This is a genomic window from Bacillus sp. FSL K6-1000 (assembly GCF_038630785.1).
Lineage (GTDB): Bacteria > Bacillota > Bacilli > Bacillales > Bacillaceae > Bacillus > Bacillus safensis.
Genome location: NZ_CP152042.1, coordinates 2,917,483 through 2,942,831, shown reverse-complemented (window position 1 = coordinate 2,942,831; position 25,349 = coordinate 2,917,483). Strand labels below are relative to the sequence as shown.

At 42.6% G+C, this 25,349-nt stretch carries 27 protein-coding genes and 1 pseudogene; 20 read left to right on the top strand and 8 right to left on the bottom strand.

Annotated elements, in window-relative coordinates:
- Positions 1-140 precede the first annotated feature (140 nt).
- Positions 141-1,310 carry a helix-turn-helix domain-containing protein gene (locus tag MHI46_RS15395; protein ID WP_342502914.1) on the bottom strand — a complete coding sequence of 390 codons (1,170 nt, stop codon included), beginning with the start codon at positions 1,308-1,310 and terminating at the stop codon, positions 141-143.
- Positions 1,311-1,615: 305 nt separating this feature from the next.
- Between MHI46_RS15395 and MHI46_RS15390 the strand changes: the two genes are divergently transcribed.
- From MHI46_RS15390 to yunB, 4 genes are all read left to right on the top strand, one after another.
- Positions 1,616-2,467 carry a DUF72 domain-containing protein gene (locus MHI46_RS15390; RefSeq protein ID WP_142945122.1) on the top strand — a complete coding sequence of 284 codons (852 nt, stop codon included), beginning with the start codon at positions 1,616-1,618 and terminating at the stop codon, positions 2,465-2,467.
- A gap of 66 nt (positions 2,468-2,533) precedes the next feature.
- Positions 2,534-3,907, top strand: coding sequence for a bifunctional UDP-sugar hydrolase/5'-nucleotidase (locus MHI46_RS15385; protein WP_251181239.1), 1,374 nt, complete (start codon positions 2,534-2,536; stop codon positions 3,905-3,907).
- 67 nt (positions 3,908-3,974) lie between these two features.
- Positions 3,975-4,280 carry a DUF1805 domain-containing protein gene (locus MHI46_RS15380; protein ID WP_024425980.1) on the top strand — a complete coding sequence of 102 codons (306 nt, stop codon included), beginning with the start codon at positions 3,975-3,977 and terminating at the stop codon, positions 4,278-4,280.
- A gap of 69 nt (positions 4,281-4,349) precedes the next feature.
- Complete coding sequence (yunB, locus tag MHI46_RS15375) at positions 4,350-5,120, top strand: sporulation protein YunB (protein ID WP_082672222.1); 771 nt, start codon at positions 4,350-4,352, stop codon at positions 5,118-5,120.
- Positions 5,121-5,147: 27 nt separating this feature from the next.
- Here the strand turns inward: yunB and MHI46_RS15370 are convergent, their stop codons facing one another.
- The gene (locus MHI46_RS15370; protein ID WP_228280212.1) at positions 5,148-6,095 is read right to left on the bottom strand and encodes a M23 family metallopeptidase; all 948 of its coding nucleotides are present in this window, start codon (positions 6,093-6,095) and stop codon (positions 5,148-5,150) included.
- 325 nt (positions 6,096-6,420) lie between these two features.
- On the opposite strand from MHI46_RS15370, the gene lipA reads away from it, so the two are divergent.
- Positions 6,421-7,317: a lipoyl synthase gene (lipA, locus tag MHI46_RS15365; RefSeq protein WP_008360456.1), complete on the top strand. Its 897-nt coding sequence runs from the start codon at positions 6,421-6,423 to the stop codon at positions 7,315-7,317.
- A 39-nt stretch (positions 7,318-7,356) separates the two neighbouring features.
- On the opposite strand, the gene MHI46_RS15360 is transcribed toward lipA, so the two are convergent.
- A complete protein-coding gene (locus MHI46_RS15360) occupies positions 7,357-7,992 on the bottom strand; it encodes a YhcN/YlaJ family sporulation lipoprotein (RefSeq protein ID WP_268465225.1) in 636 nt (211 codons plus the stop codon).
- A 120-nt stretch (positions 7,993-8,112) separates the two neighbouring features.
- On the opposite strand from MHI46_RS15360, the gene MHI46_RS15355 reads away from it, so the two are divergent.
- Genes MHI46_RS15355 through MHI46_RS15345 form a run of 3 tightly spaced genes read left to right on the top strand, consistent with a single transcriptional unit; the run spans position 8,113 to position 9,634 of the window.
- The gene (locus MHI46_RS15355; RefSeq protein ID WP_039181199.1) at positions 8,113-8,388 is read left to right on the top strand and encodes a YutD family protein; all 276 of its coding nucleotides are present in this window, start codon (positions 8,113-8,115) and stop codon (positions 8,386-8,388) included.
- A gap of 19 nt (positions 8,389-8,407) precedes the next feature.
- On the top strand, positions 8,408-8,842 hold the full coding sequence (locus MHI46_RS15350) for a DUF86 domain-containing protein (RefSeq protein ID WP_039181197.1): 435 nt from the start codon (positions 8,408-8,410) through the stop codon (positions 8,840-8,842).
- A gap of 18 nt (positions 8,843-8,860) precedes the next feature.
- Positions 8,861-9,634, top strand: a complete 774-nt coding sequence (locus MHI46_RS15345) for a TIGR01457 family HAD-type hydrolase (RefSeq protein WP_099663641.1) — start codon at positions 8,861-8,863, stop codon at positions 9,632-9,634.
- 39 nt (positions 9,635-9,673) lie between these two features.
- Here the strand turns inward: MHI46_RS15345 and MHI46_RS15340 are convergent, their stop codons facing one another.
- Entirely contained in the window at positions 9,674-10,174 is a 501-nt protein-coding gene (locus MHI46_RS15340; protein ID WP_341084394.1) for a phosphatidylglycerophosphatase A, read from the bottom strand.
- Between the two features lie 132 nt (positions 10,175-10,306).
- Between MHI46_RS15340 and yutH the strand changes: the two genes are divergently transcribed.
- The 6 genes from yutH (at position 10,307) to MHI46_RS15310 (ending at position 18,161) form a co-directional block, all read left to right on the top strand.
- Positions 10,307-11,329, top strand: a complete 1,023-nt coding sequence (gene yutH, locus MHI46_RS15335; protein WP_059375953.1) for a spore coat putative kinase YutH — start codon at positions 10,307-10,309, stop codon at positions 11,327-11,329.
- 74 nt (positions 11,330-11,403) lie between these two features.
- Complete coding sequence (locus tag MHI46_RS15330) at positions 11,404-12,372, top strand: D-glycerate dehydrogenase (RefSeq protein WP_342502913.1); 969 nt, start codon at positions 11,404-11,406, stop codon at positions 12,370-12,372.
- A 223-nt stretch (positions 12,373-12,595) separates the two neighbouring features.
- The gene (locus tag MHI46_RS15325) at positions 12,596-13,897 is read left to right on the top strand and encodes a homoserine dehydrogenase (protein WP_047202460.1); all 1,302 of its coding nucleotides are present in this window, start codon (positions 12,596-12,598) and stop codon (positions 13,895-13,897) included.
- Complete coding sequence (thrC, locus tag MHI46_RS15320) at positions 13,897-14,958, top strand: threonine synthase (RefSeq protein WP_024423361.1); 1,062 nt, start codon at positions 13,897-13,899, stop codon at positions 14,956-14,958. Before MHI46_RS15325 ends, thrC begins: the two co-directional genes overlap by 1 nt.
- On the top strand, positions 14,955-15,887 hold the full coding sequence (thrB, locus tag MHI46_RS15315) for a homoserine kinase (RefSeq protein ID WP_058838100.1): 933 nt from the start codon (positions 14,955-14,957) through the stop codon (positions 15,885-15,887). The genes thrC and thrB overlap by 4 nt, the downstream gene beginning before the upstream one ends.
- Before the next feature lie 303 nt (positions 15,888-16,190).
- Positions 16,191-18,161 (top strand): S9 family peptidase, encoded by a 1,971-nt coding sequence (locus MHI46_RS15310; RefSeq protein WP_342502912.1) that lies wholly within the window; start codon positions 16,191-16,193, stop codon positions 18,159-18,161.
- A 226-nt stretch (positions 18,162-18,387) separates the two neighbouring features.
- Here MHI46_RS15310 and MHI46_RS15305 read toward each other — a convergent pair.
- Positions 18,388-18,687, bottom strand: a pseudogene (locus MHI46_RS15305) (NifU family protein).
- Positions 18,688-18,808: 121 nt separating this feature from the next.
- On the opposite strand from MHI46_RS15305, the gene MHI46_RS15300 reads away from it, so the two are divergent.
- Both MHI46_RS15300 and MHI46_RS15295 read left to right on the top strand, forming a co-directional pair.
- A complete protein-coding gene (locus tag MHI46_RS15300) occupies positions 18,809-19,138 on the top strand; it encodes a YuzD family protein (RefSeq protein ID WP_034282615.1) in 330 nt (109 codons plus the stop codon).
- Between the two features lie 99 nt (positions 19,139-19,237).
- Entirely contained in the window at positions 19,238-19,468 is a 231-nt protein-coding gene (locus MHI46_RS15295; protein WP_039181181.1) for a hypothetical protein, read from the top strand.
- Between the two features lie 50 nt (positions 19,469-19,518).
- On the opposite strand, the gene MHI46_RS15290 is transcribed toward MHI46_RS15295, so the two are convergent.
- Positions 19,519-20,586 (bottom strand): NAD(P)/FAD-dependent oxidoreductase, encoded by a 1,068-nt coding sequence (locus MHI46_RS15290; RefSeq protein WP_034282611.1) that lies wholly within the window; start codon positions 20,584-20,586, stop codon positions 19,519-19,521.
- A 255-nt stretch (positions 20,587-20,841) separates the two neighbouring features.
- On the opposite strand from MHI46_RS15290, the gene MHI46_RS15285 reads away from it, so the two are divergent.
- From MHI46_RS15285 to MHI46_RS15275, 3 genes are all read left to right on the top strand, one after another.
- Positions 20,842-21,078: a YuzB family protein gene (locus MHI46_RS15285; RefSeq protein ID WP_008346813.1), complete on the top strand. Its 237-nt coding sequence runs from the start codon at positions 20,842-20,844 to the stop codon at positions 21,076-21,078.
- Positions 21,079-21,348: 270 nt separating this feature from the next.
- Entirely contained in the window at positions 21,349-22,203 is an 855-nt protein-coding gene (gene dapF / locus MHI46_RS15280; protein ID WP_039181179.1) for a diaminopimelate epimerase, read from the top strand.
- Positions 22,204-22,277: 74 nt separating this feature from the next.
- The gene (locus MHI46_RS15275) at positions 22,278-22,640 is read left to right on the top strand and encodes an iron-sulfur cluster assembly accessory protein (RefSeq protein ID WP_024423354.1); all 363 of its coding nucleotides are present in this window, start codon (positions 22,278-22,280) and stop codon (positions 22,638-22,640) included.
- A gap of 297 nt (positions 22,641-22,937) precedes the next feature.
- Here the strand turns inward: MHI46_RS15275 and MHI46_RS15270 are convergent, their stop codons facing one another.
- Entirely contained in the window at positions 22,938-23,705 is a 768-nt protein-coding gene (locus MHI46_RS15270; protein ID WP_212042215.1) for a MerR family transcriptional regulator, read from the bottom strand.
- 216 nt (positions 23,706-23,921) lie between these two features.
- Here MHI46_RS15270 and MHI46_RS15265 point away from each other — a divergent pair, with 216 nt between their 5' ends.
- Positions 23,922-24,128: a hypothetical protein gene (locus MHI46_RS15265; protein WP_012011136.1), complete on the top strand. Its 207-nt coding sequence runs from the start codon at positions 23,922-23,924 to the stop codon at positions 24,126-24,128.
- A gap of 46 nt (positions 24,129-24,174) precedes the next feature.
- On the opposite strand, the gene yumC is transcribed toward MHI46_RS15265, so the two are convergent.
- Positions 24,175-25,173, bottom strand: a complete 999-nt coding sequence (gene yumC / locus MHI46_RS15260; RefSeq protein WP_039181175.1) for a ferredoxin--NADP reductase 2 — start codon at positions 25,171-25,173, stop codon at positions 24,175-24,177.
- Positions 25,174-25,349 lie beyond the last annotated feature (176 nt).

Sequence of the window (25,349 nt, the reverse complement as noted above, 5' to 3'; positions counted from 1 at the left end):
AAATGTTTTCGTAAATGGCGGCTTGATGCTGCCGTCGAGAAATATCTTTCGATGTATGGGCAAACCAGTCTGCGATCGTGAATGTATCAAATTCAGAAAAATATCATCAAATACAAATATGAAGCTTCGGAAGAAAAAATTCAATCAGGATGGGATGTGAGAAACCTTTGAATACGGAAGGCTAAGCGCAGCCGCAATGTTGCATCAGGATCTTTTAAGCTGATTCGAAGCAATTCTTCACACTTCTCAAGGCGATAAATGACCGTGTTGCGATGAATAGACAATCGTTTGGCTGTTTCTGAAATGTGGCAATGGGTTTCTAAATAGACAGACAAGGTGTGAAGAAGACTTTGATCGACTTGTGATGGTTCAGATAACGGGTGTAGGTGCAGCTGGTGAAACGTGATCATATCCTTTCTTGGAATAAGCCTTAGTAAATCTGGTACATCCTTCGCCTGATAAAATTGAATATAATCAGTTCGCGATGAGAGATGTCCGGTTTGAAGAGCCTCTAATGCTTCATTGTAGCCTTCAGACAGATGGTGGATTAGGCAGGCGGTCAAACTCACCCCAAAAGAAATGGTGTGATTCAATTGCAGTTTAACAAGCAGCTGCAATTGTTTTAAAAAAGAGATGAGACTGCCGCTAACCTCCGGCCAACTGCCAGTCTCCTCCATCAATACAACACCCATATCACCTTTGACAAACAGAAAGGCAGGAAATGGGCAGGTTAGAAGTGCACTTTCGAGCAGATCAATCACATGATCTAAAACCATTTGCTGCTCCATAAAACATGTGGTATCGCTGCGCTGGTCAAGCTGACAGATCATACATAGATAGCGGCATTCGGCGCTTAATCCAAACGATTGAGCGAAATGTAAATGATCTTGCTGGGAAAACGATGCCCTCTCTATCCATCTGCGAAAACCCTCATTTCTAGCTCGCTTGGCCGTTTGCAGGGCGGCATATTGTCTCATACGAGCAATCGACATTTCGTTCAATGCTTTTGCAATCATCCCATGCAATGCTTTATTCTGCGGGTGAATGAAAGAAAGGATGACCAGGTAATCACATGTTTGTTCGTTTAAATCAATCGGAAAGATGGAAAAGGTTTGTTTAGCATGTATCATCGAAAAAGAATGAGTTGTCCTGCTTCGAAAAAAGGGGAGAATGTGCATCCATTCTGGGCTCGTCATCATGGAGTGCGAGGTATACAGTATACGTCCATACTGGTTAAACAAATAGAGAGGCTTGTGAATATTTCTGGCGATTTTTTGTAATATGTCAAACTGGTTATCGTCTATGTTCATATCCACTCAATCTCCTTTATTGGTGAAGATGAATAAAAAAATGGACAATTGCTGTCAACATCTCTGATATGCATTTTATGTTATCAGCTAAAATCATTTTAGATAGAAAGTTGTTAATTAATATGACAAACAAACAGAGCGTCAGGATAAAATCACGTGCCGCCAGTCATCTTCATTCAGAATTACGAGCAAATATGATATGTTGTAGACAGAAGAATTTCTTTCAGAAATATGGGTATCACAAGGAACAAAGGCTTTGATGTGAGGAAGCCGTCTATACATGAGAGTGGCAAGAGGTGAGAAACATGATTTATATCGGATTAACTGGCTGGGGAGATCATGACAGTCTTTATCCGCCGAAAATCGGCAGCGCACAAAAGCTGTTTCACTACGCATCAACGTTTCCGATTGTGGAACTGGATGCCAGCTTTTATGCGGTTCAGCCTGAGCGTAATCATGAAAAGTGGATAAAGGATACGCCAGATGACTTTCAATTTGTTGTAAAAGCATACCAAGGAATGACTGGACATCAAAGGGGCGAGATTCCGTTTGCTTCGAAGGAAGAAATGTTTGACGCGTTTATTCTTTCATTGACTCCGCTTATTCGTGAAGGGAAACTAGCCATGGTCCTATTTCAATTTCCCCCATGGTTTGATTGCAAAAAAGAGCACGTCCACTATTTAAGATGGTGTAAGGAGAAGATGGGCGATATTCCATGTGCTCTCGAATTCCGAAACCGTACATGGTTTTCAGAAGAATTTTATGAGCAGACTTTATCCTTTATGGAAAAGGAAGGATGGATTCATTCCGTCTGTGATGAACCGCAAGTCGGAGAAGGCTCCATTCCGCCAGTCATACAAGCTACACACCGTGATAAAACATTGGTCCGATTTCACGGGAGGAATAAACAGGGCTGGCTTCACCCGGCAGACCATGAGAATTGGCGTGAAGTGAGATACTTATATTTATATAATGAAGCTGAATTAAAAGAGTGGAAAAAGAATCTCGACATCCTGCATCAGCAATCGAAAGATGTCTATGTCGTGTTTAATAATAACTCCGGCGGAGATGCAGCGGCAAATGGCCAGCAGATGATTGATTTGCTGGATATCACGTATTCAAGCCTGTCTCCGAAGCAGTTAGATTTATTTAGTTAACCGAGAGCTGACTGAAGCTTTCAACCTGAATGAGACGGTCAGTGACAACTTGAGGGAGAGATCAACATGCTGCAGAAGCTATGGTTATATCATACAAACGACTTGCACAGCCACTTTGAGAACTGGCCAAAAATTGCAGCTTATATTGAAGAAAAGCGTCAAGTTCACGATCAGATGCTCTTGTTTGATATTGGCGACCATATGGATCGAGTGAACCTCGTATCCGAAGCTGATTATGGAAAGGTAAACGTCAAGCTCCTCAATCAGCTTGGCTATGATGGAGTCACGATCGGGAATAATGAAGGCATTACGCTGCCTCATGATCAGCTTGATCACTTGTATGAGAATGCACAATTTCCTGTGGTCCTGTCTAATCTATTTGAGAAAGGCAAAAGGCCATCATGGGCAAAGCCCTATCATATGATCACATTGGAAAACGGACTGAGAATATGTCTCTTAGGCGTGACCATTGCGTATATACCTGTTTATGAAAAGCTGGGCTGGAACATTACTGATCCGTTTGACAGCATACGGGACATGCTGCAGGAAGTGAAGGGGCAGGCAGATGTCATTGTGCTCTTATCCCATCTCGGTATTATCCATGATCGGGAGGTCGCTCGTGATTTCCCTGAAATCGACGTCATCCTAGGATCACACACGCATCATCTGTTAGAACAGGGCGAGATGGACAATGGGGTGCTGCTTGCATGCGCTGAAAAGTATGGGCATTATATTGGCTGCGTCGAGCTGACAATCGATACAGCGCGCAAAGAGCTGATAGAGAAAAAGGCGACAGTGCAGTCAGTGGATCAGCTCATCAGTGAATCAAACGAAGCCATCACCACCTTACAGCAGGCAGAAAGAAGAGCGAAAGCACTCATGCAGGAAAAAGTCACAACAATTGAGTCGAAGCTAGAAACGAAGTGGTTCGACGAATCTCCGCTTCCGCAGCTCTTAACAGATGCCATTAAAGATTGGTGCGAGGCAGATATTGGCATGATGAATGCAGGTATGGTGCTTGATTCATTAGAGGCAGGGATCGTCACAAGAGAAGAAATCCACCGGATATGTCCGCATCCCATTAATCCCATTCGGGTGACGCTTACCGGTCAACAGCTCATCGAAACGGTTCAGCGGGGCTGTGAAGAAAAAATGGAACAGCTGCGCATTAAAGGCTTCGGCTTTAGAGGAGAGCTGATGGGGAAAATGCTATATAGCGGCCTCAGCTATACATTCGACGAAGGCGAGGTCAAACGGGTGAAGGATGTCTTTGTACATGGTCAATTGATCAAAAAAGACGCCTCCTATACAGTTGGCACAGTCGATATGTATACATTAGGCTCTCTTTTTCCGCATATCCGTGATCACGAACACATTGAATATTTCATGCCTGAATTTTTACGTGATGTTCTGACATGGCGCTTGAAGGAAGCCACATGAAATCCGCTTCAGCCTAACAACACGCGCCCTCTTTTCACATAGATTGTGATGAGAGGAGTGAAGGGATTTGGTGAATTTAACACCTATTACAATTGATGGCCATTCCTTTACAGCGGTCACCGTCAAGCTGCCGAAGACAAATTTCATGGCAGTAACAAATGAACACGGGTATATCATGTGCGGTGCACTTGATGTCGGGCTCTTGAATGAAAAGCTTGCAGATAGAGGAATTATTGCAGGAAGAGCAGTTGGTGTAAGAACCATTGAGCAATTGCTCGATGCTCCTTTAGAATCTGTGACATACGCCGCAGAAGCGCTAGGCATCTCAGCTGGAACAATTGGAAGAGATGCATTATTAAAAATGGTGAAATAAAATAGAGAGATGATTCCTATCCCCCCGCCTGTCTGCATACACATGTAATGGAGAAGGGGGGATTTTTTATTGAGAATGAACCGCCGTTATCGCCCCTACAAAAAGGGCCCTTTGCCATTTCGTTACGTCATGCTGCTTGCCATCGTATTCTTTGTGCTCTCAACCGTGATTAGTTTGTTTTTTATCAACCGATCCATTAAACCAACCCTTATTCACATTGCTGAACTAGAAACAGAGCGCATCGCCAATCACCTCATACAATATTCAGTGCAAGACTTTGCAGACGATCAGGAGAATATGAAGGATATGGTGGTCATGAATACAAGTGAGAACGGAAAAGTGACGACCATCGATTTTAATGCGCAAGCAACATCGAAAGCCATGGCTGACCTATCACGTCATCTTCAGAAAAATTTAGAGGACATTGAAAAGGGGAACTTTCAAAAAGAGGCAAAAGAAGCGTTAAAGGATCAAGCAGATGGACATGACGGCATTATATATAACATTCCGCTCGGTCAGGCATCCGGAAATGCACTCATCGCCAACCTCGGACCAAAAGTACCTGTACGCTTTAGTGTGATTGGTGATCCGCACACGGACGTTGAGAAAAACATTAAGCCTTATGGCATCAACAATGCGTTGATTGATATTAGTGTTCTGATCGAGGTTAAGGTAAGAGTCATTATCCCATTTGCTTCTGAAACAATCGTAGTTAAAAACTCTGTTCCTGTCTCCATACAAGCCGTTCAAGGAGACGTACCAGATTATTATAATGGCAGCGGAACAAACTCAGGTGCTCCACCAATTGTTCTCCCAGAGAAAAAGGAGAAAAAGGAATAACAGCCCAACAATGATTGGGCTGTTTTTTTACGATTTTCGTTTCCGTTCAGCTCTTTCCCACGCCCTCAAATGAGGGTATGGGTCAAATGACCATTCCGTTCTGCCGTTGTCTTTGTACATGCCATAGTGAAGATGCGGCGGAAATTTTCCTGCGGTGCCTGGAGGGCCGTAACCGGAGCTTCCGACAGATCCAATCACCTGACCTGGTTCAACTATTTGACCTGTCTTAAGTCCTTTCGCAAAGCCATTTAAGTGAGCGAAGTAATGATAATGATTATGAATATCTCGAATGCCTATCCGCCAGCCGCCAAAGCGGTTCCAGCCTTTCATTTCAATCACGCCATACGATGTCGCACGAACGGGAAGTCCATAATGGGCAAATAAATCGGTTCCCTCATGAATTCTTCTTCCTCCAAATCCTCTCGCATCTCCCCATGTACTTCGGTAGCTGTAGTCAGCTCCAACTGGTAGAGGAAAAGCATGCTTTCCAAGATCAAGATGGCCGTAGTGCTTATATAGCTTCATAAAAGATGAAATGATTCCAACGGTTTGATCACGTCCATAATAGTCCCATAAGCCAATTTTTAATTGATCAATGCTGCTGCCGTAGTGAAGCAAGTATTGAGCAAACGTGAATAATACATCCTCATCGTCATCGCTGCTTGCTTTGCCATCCCCATTCCCATCAAGCCCAATTCCGTCAAACACTTTAATGCTTAAAGGAGAGGTATCCTGTTTATTCGGGTTTTCTGGTCCAATCCACATTTCCCGGGGAATGTAGATGCCAATGACGCCTTTTTGTTTCGGTAAATCTCTTCTGCTTTTTCGAATATTGTGTTCATACTGATCAACTGCAGCAAGTACATACCATGGAACCTGTGTTGTGATGGAGACTTTTTCATATAGGGCCATTCTCTGCTTCAATTCATCTGGCTGTTTGCCGGTCCCTTCTGCATGAACAGGTAAAGGGAGCATTGAAAGAGCAATCATGATGGCTAAAACCACTTTCACAAACGTCCATCTCCTTTCATCGAGCATCGTCTTCTACCGTTTAGTGTGGTTAGATCACTCTATTTCATAAGAAGAAAATGTTAGTAATTTTCTTCGGTTTTTTAGGAGGCTTTTGGGTATTTTTGCAGCTCATTCCCTTGTTGTTCAATCTGTACTATGTTAAAGTGTCTAAAGAAAAGGCTTTAGGCCGAAGATTCAATTTTTTGCAGCTTCTTGGCTGCATCCATCGTATATAGCAGGAAGATTTTTGTAGATGCACCTTTAACGAATTCATATGGAGATGATGGAATTGGCAAAGAAGGAAGAGCACGTAAGAAAACCGGACTGGCTTAAAATTAAGCTGAATACGAATGAAAACTATACCGGTTTGAAGAAAATGATGCGGGAAAACAACCTGCATACCGTTTGTGAGGAAGCAAAATGTCCGAATATTCATGAATGCTGGGCAGTGAGAAGAACCGCTACATTTATGATCCTTGGATCTGTTTGTACGCGCGCATGCCGTTTCTGTGCGGTGAAAACTGGACTTCCAACTGAGCTTGACCTACAAGAGCCAGAACGCGTGGCAGATTCAGTAGCATTAATGAACTTAAAGCATGCTGTCATCACAGCGGTTGCAAGGGATGATCAAAAGGATGGCGGAGCAGGTGTGTTCGCTGAAACCGTTCGTGCGATTAGAAGAAAAAGCCCATTCACGACAATTGAAGTTCTCCCTTCAGACATGGGCGGTAATTATGATAACTTGAAGACGTTAATGGACACTCGTCCTGACATTTTAAATCACAACATTGAAACAGTGCGCAGATTAACGCCAAGAGTTCGTGCGCGTGCTACATACGATCGTTCATTAGAATTCTTGCGTCGTGCAAAAGAAATGCAGCCTGACATTCCAACAAAATCAAGCATTATGATTGGACTCGGTGAAACGAAGGAAGAAATCATTGAAGTCATGGATGATCTTCTTGCCAATAACGTGGACATTATGGCGATTGGGCAGTACTTACAGCCTTCGAAAAAGCATTTGAAAGTTCAAAAATACTATCATCCGGATGAGTTTGCAGAGCTGAAGGAAATTGCGATGTCAAAAGGCTTTAGCCACTGTGAAGCTGGGCCGCTTGTGCGCTCTTCCTACCATGCAGATGAACAAGTAAACGAAGCGTCTAAAAAGCGTCAGGCGCAAGCATAACAAAGAAAACGCCAGAGCTCTCTGGCGTTTTTTCTCATATTAATTTTGGCCATAAGGGGTGTTTCTTCTCATCGTACGGTCGGAATTCGTCATCCCATTTGCATCTTCTTTCGTTGAAATATCTCCACCTTGAGGGGAATACTTCATTTGCTGAATCGTTTTGGTTAAAATCTGGTCAAAATCACGTGAATTGGTTTGAAGACGTGAAAAATTGGCAATGGATTGAAAGTGCTCTGGATTATCAGAGACGTATACATGATAATAACGAGGGAGAACAGAAACCGCCGTTTTCTTTACTTGATCGGCAGATTCATCACGGTTTTTGTTTCCTGTTCGATACACGATGAGTGCATCCTCATCTGTCACAAGTGTCGCTGCATCTTTGATGTTTGGCAGCTGCACCGTTAAACTTGTAATCACGTGGGCAAGATGCTCACGATTTAAAGCAGGGGTTCTTTCTTTCTGATCCGTTACTTGCTGGCGCTGATAACGAACATATCCTGCTTTGTTTGTGTCTGCTTCTGGCATGTTGGAATTATTTCCTTCATGACGATCCGACAGACGGATGGTTTTACTTGAAGAATCTTCATCCACTTGCCGGTTCATACCTGATTGAAAGCCGCACCCGCCTAAAAGTATGCTGAGGAGAATCGCGGCTGTCAGTTGTTTCTTCATAAATGTGACCTCCTTTTTCCTTTAGCTTCGGCTAAATCGGAAAAAACATGCTTTAGCAATTGATGGAGTTCTTCCAATGAATTATCATTAAAGATGGATCGTTTAAAAAGAGGTGAGAAGATGATCGTCATTCAGAATGCTACCTTTGATCTTGTAAGAGATATCAAAGACGGCTTTAATGAAGAAGCGTTTAAAGCAAGGTACTCAGATATTTTAAATAAGTATGATTATATTGTGGGGGACTGGGGCTATAATCAGCTCAGGCTGAAAGGGTTCTTTGATGACCAAAACCAAAAGGCCACATTTGATACTAAAATCAGCACACTCGATGAATACATTTATGAATACTGTAATTTTGGCTGTGCCTATTTTGTCTTAAAACGAATCAGAAAATAACGCAAAGGGGAGCGTCATAATGTATTTCGTAGACAGAAAAAAGATTGAAGAGACATTACGTTTTTTCGAGGAGCAATATGAGTTGATGCAAAGTCATCAAACATGGACAAGCCCTTTAGAAAAAAAAGCACTGGAACGAATTGTTCATTTGCTCGTCGAATGTATTCTTGATACTGGAAATGACATGATTGATGGCTTTATTATGCGTGACCCAGGAAGCTATGATGACATCATGGATATCCTTGTTGATGAAAAGGTCGTACCAGAAGGTGAAGGCAGTCAGCTGAAAAAGCTTGTCTCATCCCGCAAAACACTTGTGCAGCAATATCAGGAAGTGGATCATCATGACTTATTGCAGGTCATCAGCGAAGTAGAGCAGGCGCTAGAGGTCTTTCCAAGCCGCATCCGTACCTACTTGGAGCAGGAGCTTGGCCCAGTATCAGCGTTTAAATAAACCATTGGAGTTGTGGGCATCATGAAATACAAAGGCTATTTAATTGATTTAGACGGGACAATGTATAAAGGAACAGAAAAGATCGAAGAAGCAGGTCAATTTGTTCAGAAGTTAAATGAGTTGAACATCCCTTACTTGTTTGTCACGAATAACTCATCACGCACGCCAAAGCAGGTAGCGGAAAAACTCGTTTCCTTCGATATTCCAGCCACAGAAGAACAAGTTTTCACAACAAGTATGGCGACGGCCAATTATATTGCTGAGCAAAAGAAAGATGCGTCAGTTTACGTGATCGGTGAAGAAGGAATCAAGCAGGCGATTGAAGAAAAAGGGCTGACGTTTGGTCAGGAAGACGCAGATTTTGTTGTTGTTGGAATTGATCGGGGCATTACATATGAAAAATTAGCAGTAGGTGCGATTGCCATCCGTCAAGGCGCACAATTTGTCTCAACAAATGGAGATATTGCTATCCCAACAGAAAGAGGGCTTTTGCCAGGGAACGGTTCATTAACATCTGTACTGACCGTGACAACAACAGTTCAGCCGACATTTATCGGAAAGCCAGAATCCATTATTATGGAACAAGCGATGCGTGTGCTTGGAACAGATGTGTCTGAGACGCTCATGGTGGGTGATAACTATGATACGGATATTATGGCAGGAATGAATGCAGGGATGGACACATTACTCGTCCATACAGGTGTGACAACAAAAGAGCTGCTTCAGCAGTATGAAAAGCAGCCAACCTATGTCATTGATTCATTATCCGAGTGGATTGAGCGATTATCATAAAAAAAGAGGACAAGCGTTACGCGCGCGTCCTCTTTTTCTTTATTCTGCATTTCTCGCACTATGTGCCAGCCTGCTTGATGCGGCAGCAGCAATAGCGCCGACGATGTCATCTAAAAAGGTGTGGCATTCGCCTGTGGATTTATCGTTGAGTTTTCCGAGAATTCCCGGTTTTTCTTTATCGATATATCCGTAATTCGTAAAGCCGATCGAACCATAAATATTGACGATAGCAAAGGATAAAATTTCATCAACGCCATACAGGCTTTCGTCCGTTTCAAGTATTGATTGAAGCGGCTCAGTCAGCTTCTTTTGCTCGGCGAGTACGTCTAGTTCGACGCCCGTTAAAATCGCATTTTGGACTTCACGTTTTGCGATGACACGCTCCACATTGTGGATGCACTCTGTCATGTCTAAGCCAGGATGATATTTTTCCTGTAAAAAGTAGACAAGGTCTGCTATATCTTGAATGGTTACGCCTCGTTCTTGTAAACGGCGTCTTGCTGTTTTTTCTACTTCGTTCATCTCATGATGATGCCGCATGTATTCCTCACCCAATCCTCTTAATTTGTCCACAACGTGTAAAAAGCTTCGGATAGTAAATAGTATTCATAAATCCCTCAACCTGCGACTACGATATGATAAGAGATTGATCATAGGAACGCAGGTGAAAACATGAAAGAAACCATTTATCACACATTTGGTATTGATGTTCGTCAGTTTATGCCATATGGCAGTTATCAGAGCTTTCAAACGGCGGAGGCTCTCTTTCTTATTGTTCCTGTGTCTCATTTGCGAGAAGAAGAACTCGCAGAGATGTATCATATCAGTCAGTATTTACTGAATGCTGGAGACCCATACGTCGCTGTGTTTGAATTAACAAATGAAGAAAAGCCCACCTTTACTCATGGGAAGGAGCAGTACGCTTTATTAAAAGCAGCGCCTCCGATCTCAAGCCGCTCGTTTCAGCAAGCATCAGAGCTGGCGGCCTTTCATGTTAGGGGAAGAGGCTTTCCATATGAAGTATCCGAAACAAAACGTGTCGGTGCCTGGAAGGAATTGTGGGCAAAACGATTAGATCAGCTCGAAGGCTTTTGGATGCAGCAAATGCATCAAAAACCGCTGGAACGGTTTGAACAAAAATTCATTGAATCGTTTCCGTATTATCTTGGATTAACGGAGAATGCCATTCAATATTTAGTCGATACTGAGCTCGATGATGAACCGAAAGAAGGTGACTCAGGCACTGTCTGTCATCAGCGCTTTTCACGTATGACATGGCCGCATGAGCAGCCGCTTCGTATACCTGTGGATTGGGTCTTTGATCATCCAACCCGCGATATTGCCGAATACTTAAGAGAGACTTTTGTGCAGCATAAGGAAGATTTAATTGAAGAGGGCTTTTCCTTTCTTCAGCAATATGAACAGGTGACACCTCTTTCCTCCTTTTCAAAGCGTTTATTATACAGCCGTCTGCTGTTCCCGCTTCATTATTTTGAAATTGTAGAGGGCTACTACATGTCTGGAGAAAATGAAAAAGCATATTATGAAGAGAGGTTAGATTACGTTTTAAATGATGCCAATCGTTATGAATACTTTCTAAAGGTTTTTCAAGAAATGAGCGCCATGCGAAGCGGTGGTAGCCCCATTCCGGCTATTGGCTGGATTCAGCCTGCAGCTGATTTGAAGTTTCAGTGAACAGACGAAACGTCTCTTTTCTCTTGAGACGTTTTTCGTTATGCTTAAAGAAATCGATTAAAGGAGTGTTCTTCTTGACGAAACCTTATGTCTATATCACAAGAAAGCTTGATGAAGCATCACTTACACCATTAAAAGAAGTCGCTCATGTTGAGATGTGGCCGAGCGAGGATGAGCCGTGTCCAAGAGAAGAGTTAGAAACACAGGCTGCTAAAGCGGATGCGCTTCTCACCATGCTGTCAGATCAAATAGATGAGCCCCTTTTATCAAAGGCCCCTAATGTCAAGGTGGTCGCAAACCTTGCTGTTGGCTATGACAATATTGATGTTGAAGCAGCCAAAAAGCGCGAAATCACCGTATGTCATACACCAGATGTCTTAACAGAATCGACGGCTGATTTAGCCTTTGCCCTACTGATGGCGTCAGCTAGACGCATTGTTGAGGCGAGTGATTGGATTAAGGATGGAAATTGGACAGGCTGGGGGCCGCTTCTTCTTGCCGGTGCGGATGTTCATCACAAAACGCTCGGGATTGTCGGAATGGGCAGCATTGGAACAGCACTTGCCAATCGGGCCAAAGGCTTTAATATGAATGTCCTTTATCATAATCGTTCCAGAAAGCCCGAGGCAGAAGCGCAGCTCGGCGTGACCTATGCGGCTTTTGAGGAGCTGCTCAAACAGTCTGATTTCATCGTCTGTCTGACGCCATTAACCCTAGAAACAAAAGGCATGTTTAATGAACAAGCATTTGATCTGATGAAGAACTCTGCTTATTTCATTAACGTATCAAGAGGACAGACTGTGGATGAGGATGCTTTATACGAGGCTGTCACGACAGGAAAAATTGCCGGCGCAGGTCTAGATGTATTTAGACAAGAGCCTGTCAGTCCATCTCATCCATTAACGACATTACCTAACGTCACAGTCCTCCCTCATATTGGAAGTGCTAGTGTCGAAACGAGAAAAACAATGATGCGTTTATGTGCTGAGAATATTGCACTTGTCTTACAAGACAAGCCAGCCAAAACGCCGGTTCGTTCATAATATAAAGCTTCCCGGTGTTCGGGAGCTTTTCTGACAAAAATATTTTGAAAATATAGAATCTTGATATAAATAGCTGTTAAGCGGTTTCATTCTGACAATCTCTTATTTTATTACCTTGTCAAAATGAGGATACCCCTTTATAATGTGTGTACATTGAATGTCTGTGTAAGGTTAACAAATGTCTTTTTAGAGAGGACATTTACGGAGAAAGGTGGAATTTCAGGTGAAGGCAATTCGAGTTGGGCTATTAGGATTAGGAACAGTGGGGAGCGGTGTCGTAAAAATTATCCAAGACCATCAGGATAAATTAATGCACCAAATCGGCTGTCCGGTATTAATACAAAAAGTGCTTGTGAGCAATCCCGATAAAAAAAGAGATGTGGATGTCGCAAGAGAGGTCTTCACAACTGAAGTATACGATGTGATTAGAGATCCAGAGGTTGACGTCATTATTGAAGTGATGGGCGGCATTGAAGAGACAAAACAATATTTAATAGATGCGTTGAATGAGAAGAAGCATGTCATTACAGCTAATAAAGATTTAATGGCGCTTTACGGTACGGAGCTTTTACATGTAGCGAAAGAAAATGGCTGTGATCTTTATTATGAAGCAAGTGTTGCCGGAGGAATTCCGATTCTGCGTACGCTTGAGGAAGGGCTCGCCTCTGACCGAATCACCAAGATGATGGGGATTGTGAACGGTACAACGAATTTTATTTTAACGAAAATGAATGTCGATAAAAGTGCATATGAGGATGTCTTGAAAGAAGCACAGGATCTTGGCTTTGCAGAAGCAGATCCAACAGCTGATGTAGAAGGACTGGATGCAGCAAGGAAAATGGCGATTCTTGCAAGACTCGGCTTTTCTATGAATGTAGATTTAGAGGACGTCAAGGTGAAAGGTATTTCTGATATCTCTGATGAGGATATTAATTTCAGTAAGCGGTTTGGCTATACAATGAAGCTGATTGGAATTGCTCAGCGGGACGGAGAGAAAGTAGAGGTCAGCGTTCAGCCAACCTTACTTCCTGATCATCATCCATTATCATCCGTTAACAATGAATTTAATGCGGTGTATGTCTACGGAAGTGCTGTAGGAGAAACGATGTTTTACGGACCTGGAGCAGGAAGTCTGCCAACGGCAACAGCTGTTGTATCAGACTTAGTCGCAGTAATGAAAAACATGCGCCTTGGCGTGAACGGAAGCGGATTTATCGCACCGCAGTTTGAGAAGAAGATCAAATCGTCATCAGAAGTATTTGCTCAGCAATTCTTAAGAATTCATGTCAGAGATCAAGTCGGGGCATTCTCCCGCATTACATCTATTTTTTCTGAAAGAGGCATCAGCTTTGAAAAGATCCTTCAGCTTCCTGTGAAAGGACACGATGAGCTGGCTGAAATTGTGATTATTACACATCAGACCTCAGAAGAAGATTTCTCAAATATCCTGCAAAAATTAAACGACCTCGACGTGGTGGTTCAAGTGAAGAGCACGTACCGAGTAGAAGGGAACGGTTTAAGCTGATGAAATGGAATGGACTCATTGAAGAATTTCAAGAATTCTTACCAGTAAACGAATCTACACCTAAACTAACATTAAATGAAGGGAATACACCGCTGATTCATCTCGCCAAGCTTTCAGAAAAGCTGGGGATCGAGCTTCATGTGAAAACAGAAGGAGTGAATCCAACAGGTTCTTTCAAGGATCGAGGAATGGTCATGGCCGTTGCAAAGGCAAAAGAAGAAGGCAATGATACAATCATGTGCGCTTCAACAGGGAATACCTCTGCAGCAGCAGCGGCATATGCAGCCCGTGCTGATATGAAATGTATTGTCATCATTCCAGACGGGAAAATTGCCTTCGGTAAGCTTGCACAGGCTGTCATGTACGGTGCAGAGATCATTGCCATTGACGGCAACTTTGATGATGCACTGAAAATCGTCCGCAGTATCTGTGAAAAAGCGCCGATCGCTCTTGTTAACTCGGTCAATCCTTATCGAATTGAAGGACAAAAGACAGCAGCATTTGAAATCTGTGAGCAGCTAGGCTCTGCCCCGGACGTACTGGCGATTCCTGTTGGAAATGCCGGAAACATCACAGCCTACTGGAAAGGCTTCAAGGAATATCACGAGAAAAAAGGAACTGGACTGCCTGTCATGCGTGGTTTTGAAGCAGAAGGTGCAGCGGCAATCGTTCGAAATGAAGTGATTGAGCAGCCAGAAACAGTGGCAACGGCTATCCGTATCGGAAATCCAGCGAGCTGGAAACAAGCTGTGGCAGCCGCAGATGAATCAAACGGAAAGATTGATGAAGTGACTGATGAGGAAATTCTTCATGCGTATCAATTGATCGCACGTGAAGAAGGTGTGTTTGCAGAACCGGGCTCATGTGCATCGATTGCGGGCGTGTTAAAGCAGGTGAAATCTGGTGAAATCAAGCCAGGCAGTAAAGTTGTTGCGGTACTAACAGGCAACGGACTGAAAGATCCAAATACGGCGATCGATATTTCGCAAATTAAGCCGGTCACACTCGATGCAGATGAAGATCAAATTCTTGAACACCTAGAAAAGGCCGCACGCGTATGAGTGAAGCCTCCATGCTTTTTTCAATCACAGTACCGGGAAGCACTGCCAATTTAGGACCAGGCTTTGATTCAGTTGGAATGGCACTCAGCCGCTATTTAAAGCTATCGGTCTATGACCATGATAGCTGGCTGTTTGAAGCAGAAACAGATGTCGTAGCTGGAATTCCATCAGGCACCGACAACCTGATTTATCAAACAGCCAAAAAGGTCGCAGATGACTTTGGAAAAACACTCCCGCCTGTTCATGTCAAAGTGTGGAGTGATATTCCATTGGCACGGGGGCTTGGCAGCAGTGCTGCTGCCATCGTTGCCGCCATTGAACTCGCCAATCAGCTTCTTGAATTAAATATGACAGATGATCAGAAGCTCTTTTATGCAAGTGAGGTAGAAGGTCATCCAGATAATGCGGGTGCCTCTTTATTCGGTGGTTTACTGATTGGTCTTCATGAAGAAGACAAAACCCATGCCGTTAAAGTGCAGCATGTGGATGTAGATGTCGTCGTGGTGATTCCTTTTTATGAAGTGCTCACAAAGGATGCCCGTGATGTCCTGCCAGAGGATTTTTCCTATAAGCATGCTGTTAGTGCGAGTGCTGTAAGCAACGTCCTTGTTGCCGCTTTAATGACGCAAAACTGGCCGCTTGTTGGAGAAATGATGAATAAGGATTTATTTCATCAGCCTTACCGAACAATGCTCGTTCCAGAGCTGTCGAAGGTAGAGCATGTCGCTTCGCTCAAAGGAGCGTATGGAACAGCTTTGAGCGGTGCTGGGCCGACGATCCTCACCTTAGTGGAAAAAGGGAAGGGAGAAGCACTGAAAGAACAGCTTGCCCAAAACTTCCCGCATTGCGAAGTCGATTTGCTGACGGTACCTGTAGAAGGTGTTGTCGTGCAGCATCATCCTGTTAATCAAGTAAAGAACGTGCTGTGAATCTGCACGTTCCCAGCGTGTAGACAAACCCTCGCATTCTTTGTCAGTCCTGCGCGCTGGTGCTCACGAATGTTCAATTCGCTCCGCGCCAGTGCTCGTTCTTCCTAGACTTCAAGGGTTTTCAATCACGCTGAAAAGAAGAAAAAGAGCTAAAATAAAGATCATTTTAGCCCTTTTTCAGCAATCTGAGAACGTGCTGTGAATCTGCACGTTCTTTTTTATGCTTGTTTTTATGGGAAGAAGCAGGGATTATTATTTAGAGGATCGAACTATTTTTTATGCATATAAGGGGGAGATACATTCATGAAGAAATTGATGACGGCAGAAGATTTAACGAAGATTGTTTCCGTTTCTCATCCGGTTTATTCACCAGATGGAAAAAAGGCAGTCTTTACAAAAGTCACTGTGAATGAGAAAAAGGACGATTACAACATCCACTTATGGGTTCGAGATGAAGAGACAGAGGAGCTGGCACAATGGACATTTGAGGATGGAAAGCATCATCAGCCAGTTTGGTCAAAGGACGGCAGGCAGCTTGCTTTTATTTTGCAAAAGCCAAAGGAAGTCCCTCAGCTCGCACTCATAAAGAGCGAAGGAGGCGGCGTACGTACTTTAACGAAGATTCCATACGGAGTATCTCACCCTGTCTTTTCTCCCGACGGAGCATTCATTTATGCGGCTGTGTCATTGAAACAATCAGAATCTGTTCATGATGAAAAAAAGGAAGAGCAAGATGAATTTGCTCCAGCGGTATATGATGATTTGACCTATAAAGCAGATGGAAGAGGCTTTCTAGATGGGCGTGTCACACAGATCGTGAAAGTGGATATCCGTTCAGGAGAGGTAGAGCCTGTCACGAGCGAGCAGGTTCATCATATGAATCATACCGTTTCCCCGTGTGGAAAATGGCTTGCCTTTATTCAATTAAATCCACAGATACCTTACATAAGTGACGTGTGTCTTCTGTCATTAGAAGATGGTCAGACAAAAAAGATCACACAAGCAAACGGCGCTTATTCCACCGTATCTTTTTCTCCAAATGGAGAGAGTCTTTTGTATATTGGACATGAGCGTGAATTTCAAAATGCCACCTTCCCATCATTATGGCTGTATGATCTGAAAGAAGACAAGGCGGTTCAGCTGTCAGAAATGCTCGATATGTATGTTGGAAACTGTATGGCAGGAGATAGCGTGATGGGAGAGGCCTATCAGGTTCCACAGTGGACAAAAGACAGCCAAGGATTTTATACGCTTGTTTCTGATCAAGGTAGTACAGGGATTTATTATTTCTCTATAGAAGGTTTAGCCTATCCAGTTCGACTAGAGGCGGAACATATCACCAATTTCAGCCTTCATCCAGATGAAACCAAACTGCTGCTCAGCCAGCTTTCACCTGTTTCACCAAGTGAGCTGTATGAGCTGACATTAGGGGAGACAGAACTAAAACAAATCACGTTTGAGCATCATGATTTTCTAAAGGAGTATGTCGTATCCGAACCTGAACCATTTTCTTTTCAGTCAAAAGATGGCGACGAGGTGCATGGCTGGTTTATGAAGCCTTCCAAGATGGAGGAGGGGGAGAAATATCCGCTCATTCTAGAGGTTCATGGCGGACCGCATGCGATGTATGGTTATACGTATTTTCATGAATTTCAAATGCTTGCTTCTGAGGGCTATGCCATCGTGTATATCAATCCGCACGGAAGTCATGGATACGGACAGATGTTTACCGACCGTGTAAGAGGAAGTTATGGTGACGTTGATTATGACGATGTTATGCAAGCTGTTGATCATGTGCTCAAAGCCTATGATTTCCTTGATGAAACAAGACTCGGCGTGACTGGCGGGAGCTATGGCGGTTTTATGACCAACTGGATTGTCGGTCAGACCGACCGCTTCCGTGCAGCTGTCACACAGCGCTCCATTTCAAACTGGATTAGCTTTTATGGCATCAGTGATATCGGTTATTTCTTTACAAGGTGGCAGATTGATGGGGATATTTATGATTCTGTCGATAAGCTATGGGATCGTTCACCGCTAAAATATGTGAAGCAGATGAACACGCCGCTTCTCATCCTGCACAGCGATGAAGATTATCGCTGCCCAGTTGATCAAGCAGAACAGCTTTTTGTGGCATTGAAGGAGCTTGGGAAAGACACAAGATTGGTCAAATTCCCGAAGGCATCTCATGATTTATCCAGAAGCGGCCACCCGGGGCAGCGTATTCAAAGACTGACCTTTATAAAGGAATGGTTTAGAGAAAAGCTAGCGTAAAAAAACGATCCTAATCGGGCCGCTTCAGCGTGCTGACAAACCCTCGCATTCGGTGTCAGTCCTGCGTGCTGGTGCTCACGAATAGAAAATTCGCTCCGCGCCAGTACTCGTCCTTCCTAGACTTCAAGGGTTTTCATATCACGCTGAAAAGAAGACAAAGGGCTAAAGCCTTTGTCAATCATGAAAAAAACGACCCTAATTGGGTCGTTTTCATGTCATATATGAATTAGAAAACCTGTTCAACTTCTACAACGCCAGGCACTTCTTCTAATAATGCGCGCTCAATACCGGCTTTCAATGTAATGGTTGAACTTGGGCAGCTGCCGCATGCACCAAGAAGACGTAATTTCACAATGCCATCTTCAATGTCTACAAGCTCACAGTCTCCACCATCACGTAATAGAAATGGACGAAGTTTGTCCAGTACTTCCTGTACTTGGTCTTTCATTTCGACTTCAGTCATTAGATATAATCGCTCCTTTCACAACATATCACCATTATATTCATCTGGACGATAAAAATCTATTGATTGGTTTCAAAGTTTCCTTTTCATTATAGCACAATCTCATCTTGAAACAAAAAGTGATTTTGACTTTTTTCATCCAGAAAATTCAGCTAAAATGAAGAAAGAATAGGGGGCTTGTCAAATGAACAAAACTGTCGATCTTTATGTATATGGAAGAGATGTACTGTGCGCTAGCTGCGTGAATCTGCCTTCTTCAAAAGATACATTTGAATGGTTAGATGCAGCATTAAAACGAAAATATCCGAATCAGCCATTTCGCATCACATATATTGATATTGAGCACCCGCCAGAAAACGAACAACAAAAGGAATTGTCTGAACGAATTCTTGATGATGAATTCTTTTATCCACTTGTCTTAGTAGAGGATCAAATCGTTGGAGAGGGCAATCCGAAATTAAAAGACATTTATCAAGAAATGGAGAAATACGGGTACAAGGAGAGCAGTGAATAAGCTGTTCTTTTTTTGAAGAATAAAACGAACAAACGTTCCTTTTTGTATTGAAAAAGAACGTTTGTTCGTTTATAATGAAATGAAAGGAGCGTGAGCATCATGAATTATTTACTGAAACAATCTCTTCATCAGCAAGTACCGATTGAGATGATTTATATGAAGAAAAACGGAGAGTGCACAAAGAGAAAAATCATTGTACACCGTCAAACGGATCAGCTTATCCAAGCGTATTGTTTATCGAAGAAGACGATGAGAACTTTTCGTAAAGACTGCATTCTTGCCCTTGCTCCGATCAAATGGACCAACTCATCGGCACATGCCGTTTCATAGAAAAAAGCTCCCTCGTCACGAAGGAGCTTTGAGAAAAAATTCACATGATTTTAGCCGTTGTGATGCTTGTACATCCAAAGGAGTCCAGATTTCAGGAGTCTTGGCACCCGACCAACAAGTGGACGATCAGCCACTAAGCCAAAGCCGGCTTTTTTCCCTAAAGAACCTAAAACACCTTTTAGCTTAAACTGTGGATAAGCCTCAGGAAGCGGCTCATTTTTCCAGCGTTTTTGCAGAGATTGGACAATTTGTTCTGCCTGCGCCTCAGCAAGCTGTGCACTTGGGGCATGAGGCAGACTTGCGCAGTCACCTACGACATATACATGCTCATCCCCTGGAAGATTATGATGAGGAGTTAATACGACGCGGCCTTGTGCGTCTTTTTCAACATCCATCTCTCGTACCACTTTGCTTGGCTGTATTCCTGCTGTCCACACGATGACATCTGCTTCAATTGCGTCATCATGGTTGTAAACGACACCTTCTTCAACCTTTGTAATATTGGCACAGTTAATGATCTTTACGTCATTTTCTTCAAACCACTTTTGCACATACAAACTTAATCTTTTTGGGAAGCTTGATAGTATCAACTCTCCGCGGTCAAAAAGAATAATGTTTAAATCAGCACGGCTTTCTCTTAGTTCACTGGCCAGCTCTACCCCGCTAAGTCCAGCACCGACGATGCCAACCGTTGCACCTGCGCTCAAATTGTTTAATTTGTTATACGCATGTCTTGACTGATCAATGGTTTGAATGCTGTATGTATGTTCTTTTGCACCAGGGACATTATGATACTTGTCCTCACAGCCGAGTCCAATCACCGTATCATCATACGGAATCGGTTCACGGTCGCTGAATAAGATCTGTTTGTTTTCAATATCAATTTTTTCTACTTCCCCGTATTGAATATCCAGCTTCGGATGCTCTGGAAAAGATACTCGAATGTGATGATCAGAGATCGTTCCAGCAGCAAGTGCATAATATTCTGTTTTTAAACAGTGGTAAGGATTTCGATCAATTAATGTGATAGTGACATCATCAGGTAATTGATTTGGCAATAAGCGGTGGAGAACCCGCATATTCCCGTAACCTCCGCCGATCAAGACTAAATTTTTCATGACGATTCTCCTTTTCCCCGTAGACATTGAAAAACACTTATACTAAAAAACTTTAAGTTAAAATACCAAATAAAATTATATCGAATTTACTGTGAAACCACAATAATTGTTTCAAAATAACCTACATATTCATCAGTTAGTCCTAAATAGTAAAACATTTTACGAGGAATAGGCGTAACGATACAGATGAAGCTCATATTTTGACTAATACAAGGAATTTCGGTAGGATGGTAAGGCAATGTGAGGTGAAGCACAGTGTTTCCACTGATCGAATTTTGTGTAAGTAATCTTGCACAAGGGTCTCAAGAAGCAAAAGAGAAGCTTGAAAAAGACCCAAACCTAGACGTAATGGAATACGGCTGTTTAAGCTATTGCGGCAAATGTATGGACTCCCCATTTGCACTTGTGAATGGAGAATTTGTTTCAGGAGAAAATGCAGAGCAGCTAGTCGAGCGTATTTATGCTTTTATAGAGGAAAACGACATGTTTTAAATGCACCACATGGGTCATGAGGTGCATTTTTTTCACTCTTCCACCTTCCATTTTTAAGGAGAATGAATGGAAAGCGTATTCAATATGTTATGCTAATAAAATATCATCAATATGAAACATCACACGAGAGAAAAAGAGGCATATGCATAATAAAAGCCCTTTGCCATGGCAGCAAAGAGCTTCTATGTATGAAAAACGGGGGATGATAAGATTGTCTCCTGAATCGACTCCTTTTATACTATAAAGAAACAACATTTTTGGAGGAAGCTCATGACATCATTTCAATTCACGAAAATGCACGGATTAGGAAATAATTATATTTACGTTAATCAGATGAAGGAACAGCTTCCAGAAGAGCAGCTATCAGAAATAGCGATTCGCGTTTCTTCTGTTTATACAGGAATCGGTTCTGACGGGATGATCCTGATTTGCCCATCAGATGTTGCACCTGTGAAGATGCGCATTTTCAACAATGATGGATCAGAGGGCAAAAACTGCGGTAATGGGCTGCGCTGCGTTGCAAAGTATGTGTATGAGCATCAAATTGTGACGGACACAACGTTCCAGATTGAGACATTGTCAGGACTCGTTGAAGCTACCGTTCACGCTCAGGATGGTCATGTTCAGCTAGTCACAGTAGATATGGGAAAACCACGTTTTGAAAAAGAAGCGATGCCGATGCTTGGTGAACCGGCCAGCACAACAATAAATGAGCCGCTTGATTTTGGCACTGCAAATTTAAATGGAACAGCCGTTTCAATGGGAAATCCGCACATCGTTTTTTATTTAGAAGACATTGAAAAAGCACCTCTTCATACACTTGGGCCGATCATTGAAAAACACGATATGTTTCCAGAAGGCGTTAATGTAGAATTTGTTGAAGTTGTCAGTGAAACCGAACTGCATTTTCGTGTGTGGGAAAGAGGCTCAGGCATTACACAGGCCTGCGGAACAGGGGCTTGTGCTGCGGCTGTATCCACGATTGTGAATGGGAAGGCGAAAAAAGAAACAGACATGACAGTTCATTTAGCAGGCGGAGACCTCATCATTCGCTGGAAAGACAATGACCACGTGCTTATGACAGGACCTGCGGAGACCATTTGTGACGGGACATTTTATCTCTAAACCATTTATTTGAGAAAAGGCATCATCACGTTTATAATTGAAAAAGAAACATCCAGTCAAAAGGAGGGATGATCATGAGTACACCAGTAACCATTACAGAAGCTGCTGCACTGCAGATTAAAGATATGATGAAAGAACATGAAGAAGAAAATGCGTTCCTGCGAGTGGGCGTAAAAGGCGGCGGCTGCAGCGGTCTTTCGTACGGCATGGGCTTTGACCATGAAGTCTCAGAGAAAGACACGCAGTTCGAGCAGCACGGCATCAATGTCCTTGTCGACTCCGAAAGCCTTGATATCATGAACGGAACCATCATTGATTTCAAACAATCACTAATGGGCGGCGGTTTCACGATTGACAATCCAAACGCCATCGCATCATGCGGGTGCGGTTCTTCTTTCAGAACAGCAACGAATACCGGTACGCCTGAAGAGTGTTAAGAGTTAAAGCGATTCATTCTGTAAAACCATTTGTATAATGAAGACCTCCTCATATTAATCATTTTCTTGAGGAGGTTTTTTGTGTTGTTTTTAAAGATGCAAAAAAAGGACATGACTTCAATCACTCAGCACGTCCTCTTTATAAAGATATTTAATTAGAAAAAAGCTCGCAGTTTCTTAGTATTTCCTCTCTTCATCTTCCACATCTTTTCAAAAGGTTTCATCATGGTGTGTCGGAAAAAATGTTCTTTGTTGTGTTTCGTTGAGAATAACGTTTCGTATTAATCGATTGTATTCTCAATCATCATTTTCAAAGCTGTTCCCTCTTTTATGAAGAGTAGTAAAGACTTTCATCGCTTCGCTCATAAATGATGCCAAGCCCTCACCATAACGATCTATATTCTTTTTGAAACGTTCATCTTGAATATAGAGTTGACCTAAACCGTAAAAAGCATCAAGAGAGTAATAACGAAAGTTTTCGTTTAAAAAGTCGTACCATTGTTTGATGACGATTTGCACCTCTTTGGATTTAGGGGAATGGCTGCGAAGAGAGGCTAGTTTATTCAATATGCTATCCCAGCTATCAGATAATTCAATTTGTTCATCTTTAGACAAATGATTTAGTTTTGAGCTGACTTCATCAACAGCTTGATTTCCCCAACGGTGACGAGCTTCTTCTTCATATTGACTAAATTTCATATTCATATTCTCAAACCTCTCTTTATATGTGTATTGAGTTTCTCCCGTTAAATGTTGTAGCGTCTTATCAATATTTCCGATCATTTTATTGAGATTATCTCGTTTCTCTATTAACATTTTTCTTTGTAGCATAAATGCTTCTTTCTTATTAAATGAAGAATTGTGCATCATCTTTTGGATTTCCTTCAATGGAAATCCAAGTTCCCTGAAAAATAGTATTTGCTGTAATGTTTCAAGGTTTTCTTCTGAATAGAGCCGATAACGATTATCTGTGACTTCACTTGGAGTCAATAAACCAATCTTGTCGTAATGATGAAGTGTACGAATGCTAATACCAAATAATTCAGCTACTTCTTTCACTTTCATTTCAATTCACCTCTCTTGATATCCACTATAAAATATGACGTTGCGTTAGGGTCAATCATCTTTTTAAAAATTTACATCATTGTTGATCTTGTTTGTGTTTTTTTCGCAAATCGCTCAATTTTGTTACAGCTGGCCCGAACAACTGGCTATTTCCACTCGAAAAGAGTATCATGAAAACCAAACATAAACTGTAGTGAGAAAAGAGGTTGCTGAGGTTTGAGTGAACAAATCAATTGCAGGAACTGTCATGAACTGATTCCGTATCGTTCCAAAACGTGTCCAGCTTGCGGGATTGAGAAGCCGCTTCCGAAAAAGGAACGTGTGAAGGATCGGGTGATTTTGGTTGTGGCAGGGATTGTTGTGGTGCTGCTTGCTGCAATGGTACTTGGAATGGCAAATGCCTATATTGGGGTTTTTAAATAAACGAAAAAGGAGTTCCGCGAGTGGGAACTCCTTTTTTGATCCGTTCTTATTTGTTTTCAAATAAGCTTGTGGAATGGAGAGGCTGTACACGGGCTTTCGGGTCCATGTAGGCTTTCGCATTGTTGACAGCAGTTGGTGCTTCACCAAATCCGCTTGCAATCAATTTGACTTTTCCTTCATACGTGCAGATATCTCCTGCCGCATAGAAGCCTTCGATGTTTGTTTCCATTGTAGATTTCACTACGATGGAGTTCTTTTCGATTTCAAGGCCCCATTGTTTGATTGGTCCAAGGGAGGAAACGAAACCGAAGTTGACGATCACATCGTCCACATCAAGCACTTGTTTTTTGTCGCCTTTGACTTCTTCTAGCACGATCTGTTCAATGCGGTCTTCACCAATGAGCTCAGTTGGCACAAATGGAGTCAGCACATTGACTTTCGAGTTGTGCAGGTTTTCTACACTGTGCTCATGTGCGCGGAATTTATCGCGGCGGTGAATGATGGATACTTCTTTTGCGATTGGTTCAAGCATAAGTGCCCAATCCACCGCAGAGTCTCCGCCGCCAAGAACGGCCACGCGTCTGCCGGCAAATTGGTTCAGGTCATTAATGAAGTAGTGCAGATTGCTTCCTTCAAATGATTCTGCTGTATCCAATTCAAGCTTTCTCGGTTGAAATGCACCGTTACCAGCTGTGATGATGATCGTTTTAGAGTAATGAACCTCTTGATTTGTGACAAGTTTAAAGATCCCATCTGCTTGCTTTTCAACTGTTTCAACTGCCTGCTCTAAGCAAATGGTTTGATCAAATTTATCCATTTGTTCCTTTAAGTTATCAACTAATTCTTGTGCGCGGATTTTTGGGAAACCAGCCACATCATAAATATATTTTTCAGGGTAAAGAGCGGATAGTTGACCGCCGAGCTGAGGAAGGCTTTCAATGATTTTCACACTTGCCTGTCTCATGCCTCCGTAAAACGCAGTAAACAATCCAACTGGGCCGCCCCCGATAACGGTAATGTCATATACCTTAGAATCTTCTTGCATTCCTTTAATCCTCCCAAATGAAAATTGTTATCACTATATCATATCATACCACATATCGTCGTTTGACTTGTTTTGAAAAACTTGTCGTTTTTTGATGCTGAAGCTTTGAAAAGGAGGAAAAAGTGAGAAAGACCGTTTATCATAAGGATTTTCAGTTTAAAGCCTTGAAAATTGGA

Bases quoted from the DNA above. Each gene is read 5' to 3' on its own strand.
- MHI46_RS15395 (WP_342502914.1), bottom strand. From the start codon at position 1,310: ATGAACATAGACGATAACCAGTTTGACATATTACAAAAAATCGCCAGA.
- yutH (WP_059375953.1), top strand. From the start codon at position 10,307: ATGAAAGAAACCATTTATCACACATTTGGTATTGATGTTCGTCAGTTT.
- MHI46_RS15270 (WP_212042215.1), bottom strand. From the start codon at position 23,705: ATGAAAGTGAAAGAAGTAGCTGAATTATTTGGTATTAGCATTCGTACA.
- MHI46_RS15350 (WP_039181197.1), top strand. From the start codon at position 8,408: ATGTATTTCGTAGACAGAAAAAAGATTGAAGAGACATTACGTTTTTTC.
- MHI46_RS15290 (WP_034282611.1), bottom strand. From the start codon at position 20,586: ATGAAAAATTTAGTCTTGATCGGCGGAGGTTACGGGAATATGCGGGTT.
- MHI46_RS15295 (WP_039181181.1), top strand. From the start codon at position 19,238: ATGAATTATTTACTGAAACAATCTCTTCATCAGCAAGTACCGATTGAG.
- MHI46_RS15355 (WP_039181199.1), top strand. From the start codon at position 8,113: ATGATCGTCATTCAGAATGCTACCTTTGATCTTGTAAGAGATATCAAA.
- MHI46_RS15275 (WP_024423354.1), top strand. From the start codon at position 22,278: ATGAGTACACCAGTAACCATTACAGAAGCTGCTGCACTGCAGATTAAA.
- MHI46_RS15300 (WP_034282615.1), top strand. From the start codon at position 18,809: ATGAACAAAACTGTCGATCTTTATGTATATGGAAGAGATGTACTGTGC.
- MHI46_RS15310 (WP_342502912.1), top strand. From the start codon at position 16,191: ATGAAGAAATTGATGACGGCAGAAGATTTAACGAAGATTGTTTCCGTT.
- yumC (WP_039181175.1), bottom strand. From the start codon at position 25,173: ATGCAAGAAGATTCTAAGGTATATGACATTACCGTTATCGGGGGCGGC.
- MHI46_RS15340 (WP_341084394.1), bottom strand. From the start codon at position 10,174: ATGCGGCATCATCATGAGATGAACGAAGTAGAAAAAACAGCAAGACGC.
- thrB (WP_058838100.1), top strand. From the start codon at position 14,955: ATGAGTGAAGCCTCCATGCTTTTTTCAATCACAGTACCGGGAAGCACT.
- MHI46_RS15360 (WP_268465225.1), bottom strand. From the start codon at position 7,992: ATGAAGAAACAACTGACAGCCGCGATTCTCCTCAGCATACTTTTAGGC.
- MHI46_RS15390 (WP_142945122.1), top strand. From the start codon at position 1,616: ATGATTTATATCGGATTAACTGGCTGGGGAGATCATGACAGTCTTTAT.
- MHI46_RS15385 (WP_251181239.1), top strand. From the start codon at position 2,534: ATGCTGCAGAAGCTATGGTTATATCATACAAACGACTTGCACAGCCAC.
- MHI46_RS15370 (WP_228280212.1), bottom strand. From the start codon at position 6,095: ATGCTCCCTTTACCTGTTCATGCAGAAGGGACCGGCAAACAGCCAGAT.
- thrC (WP_024423361.1), top strand. From the start codon at position 13,897: ATGAAATGGAATGGACTCATTGAAGAATTTCAAGAATTCTTACCAGTA.
- dapF (WP_039181179.1), top strand. From the start codon at position 21,349: ATGACATCATTTCAATTCACGAAAATGCACGGATTAGGAAATAATTAT.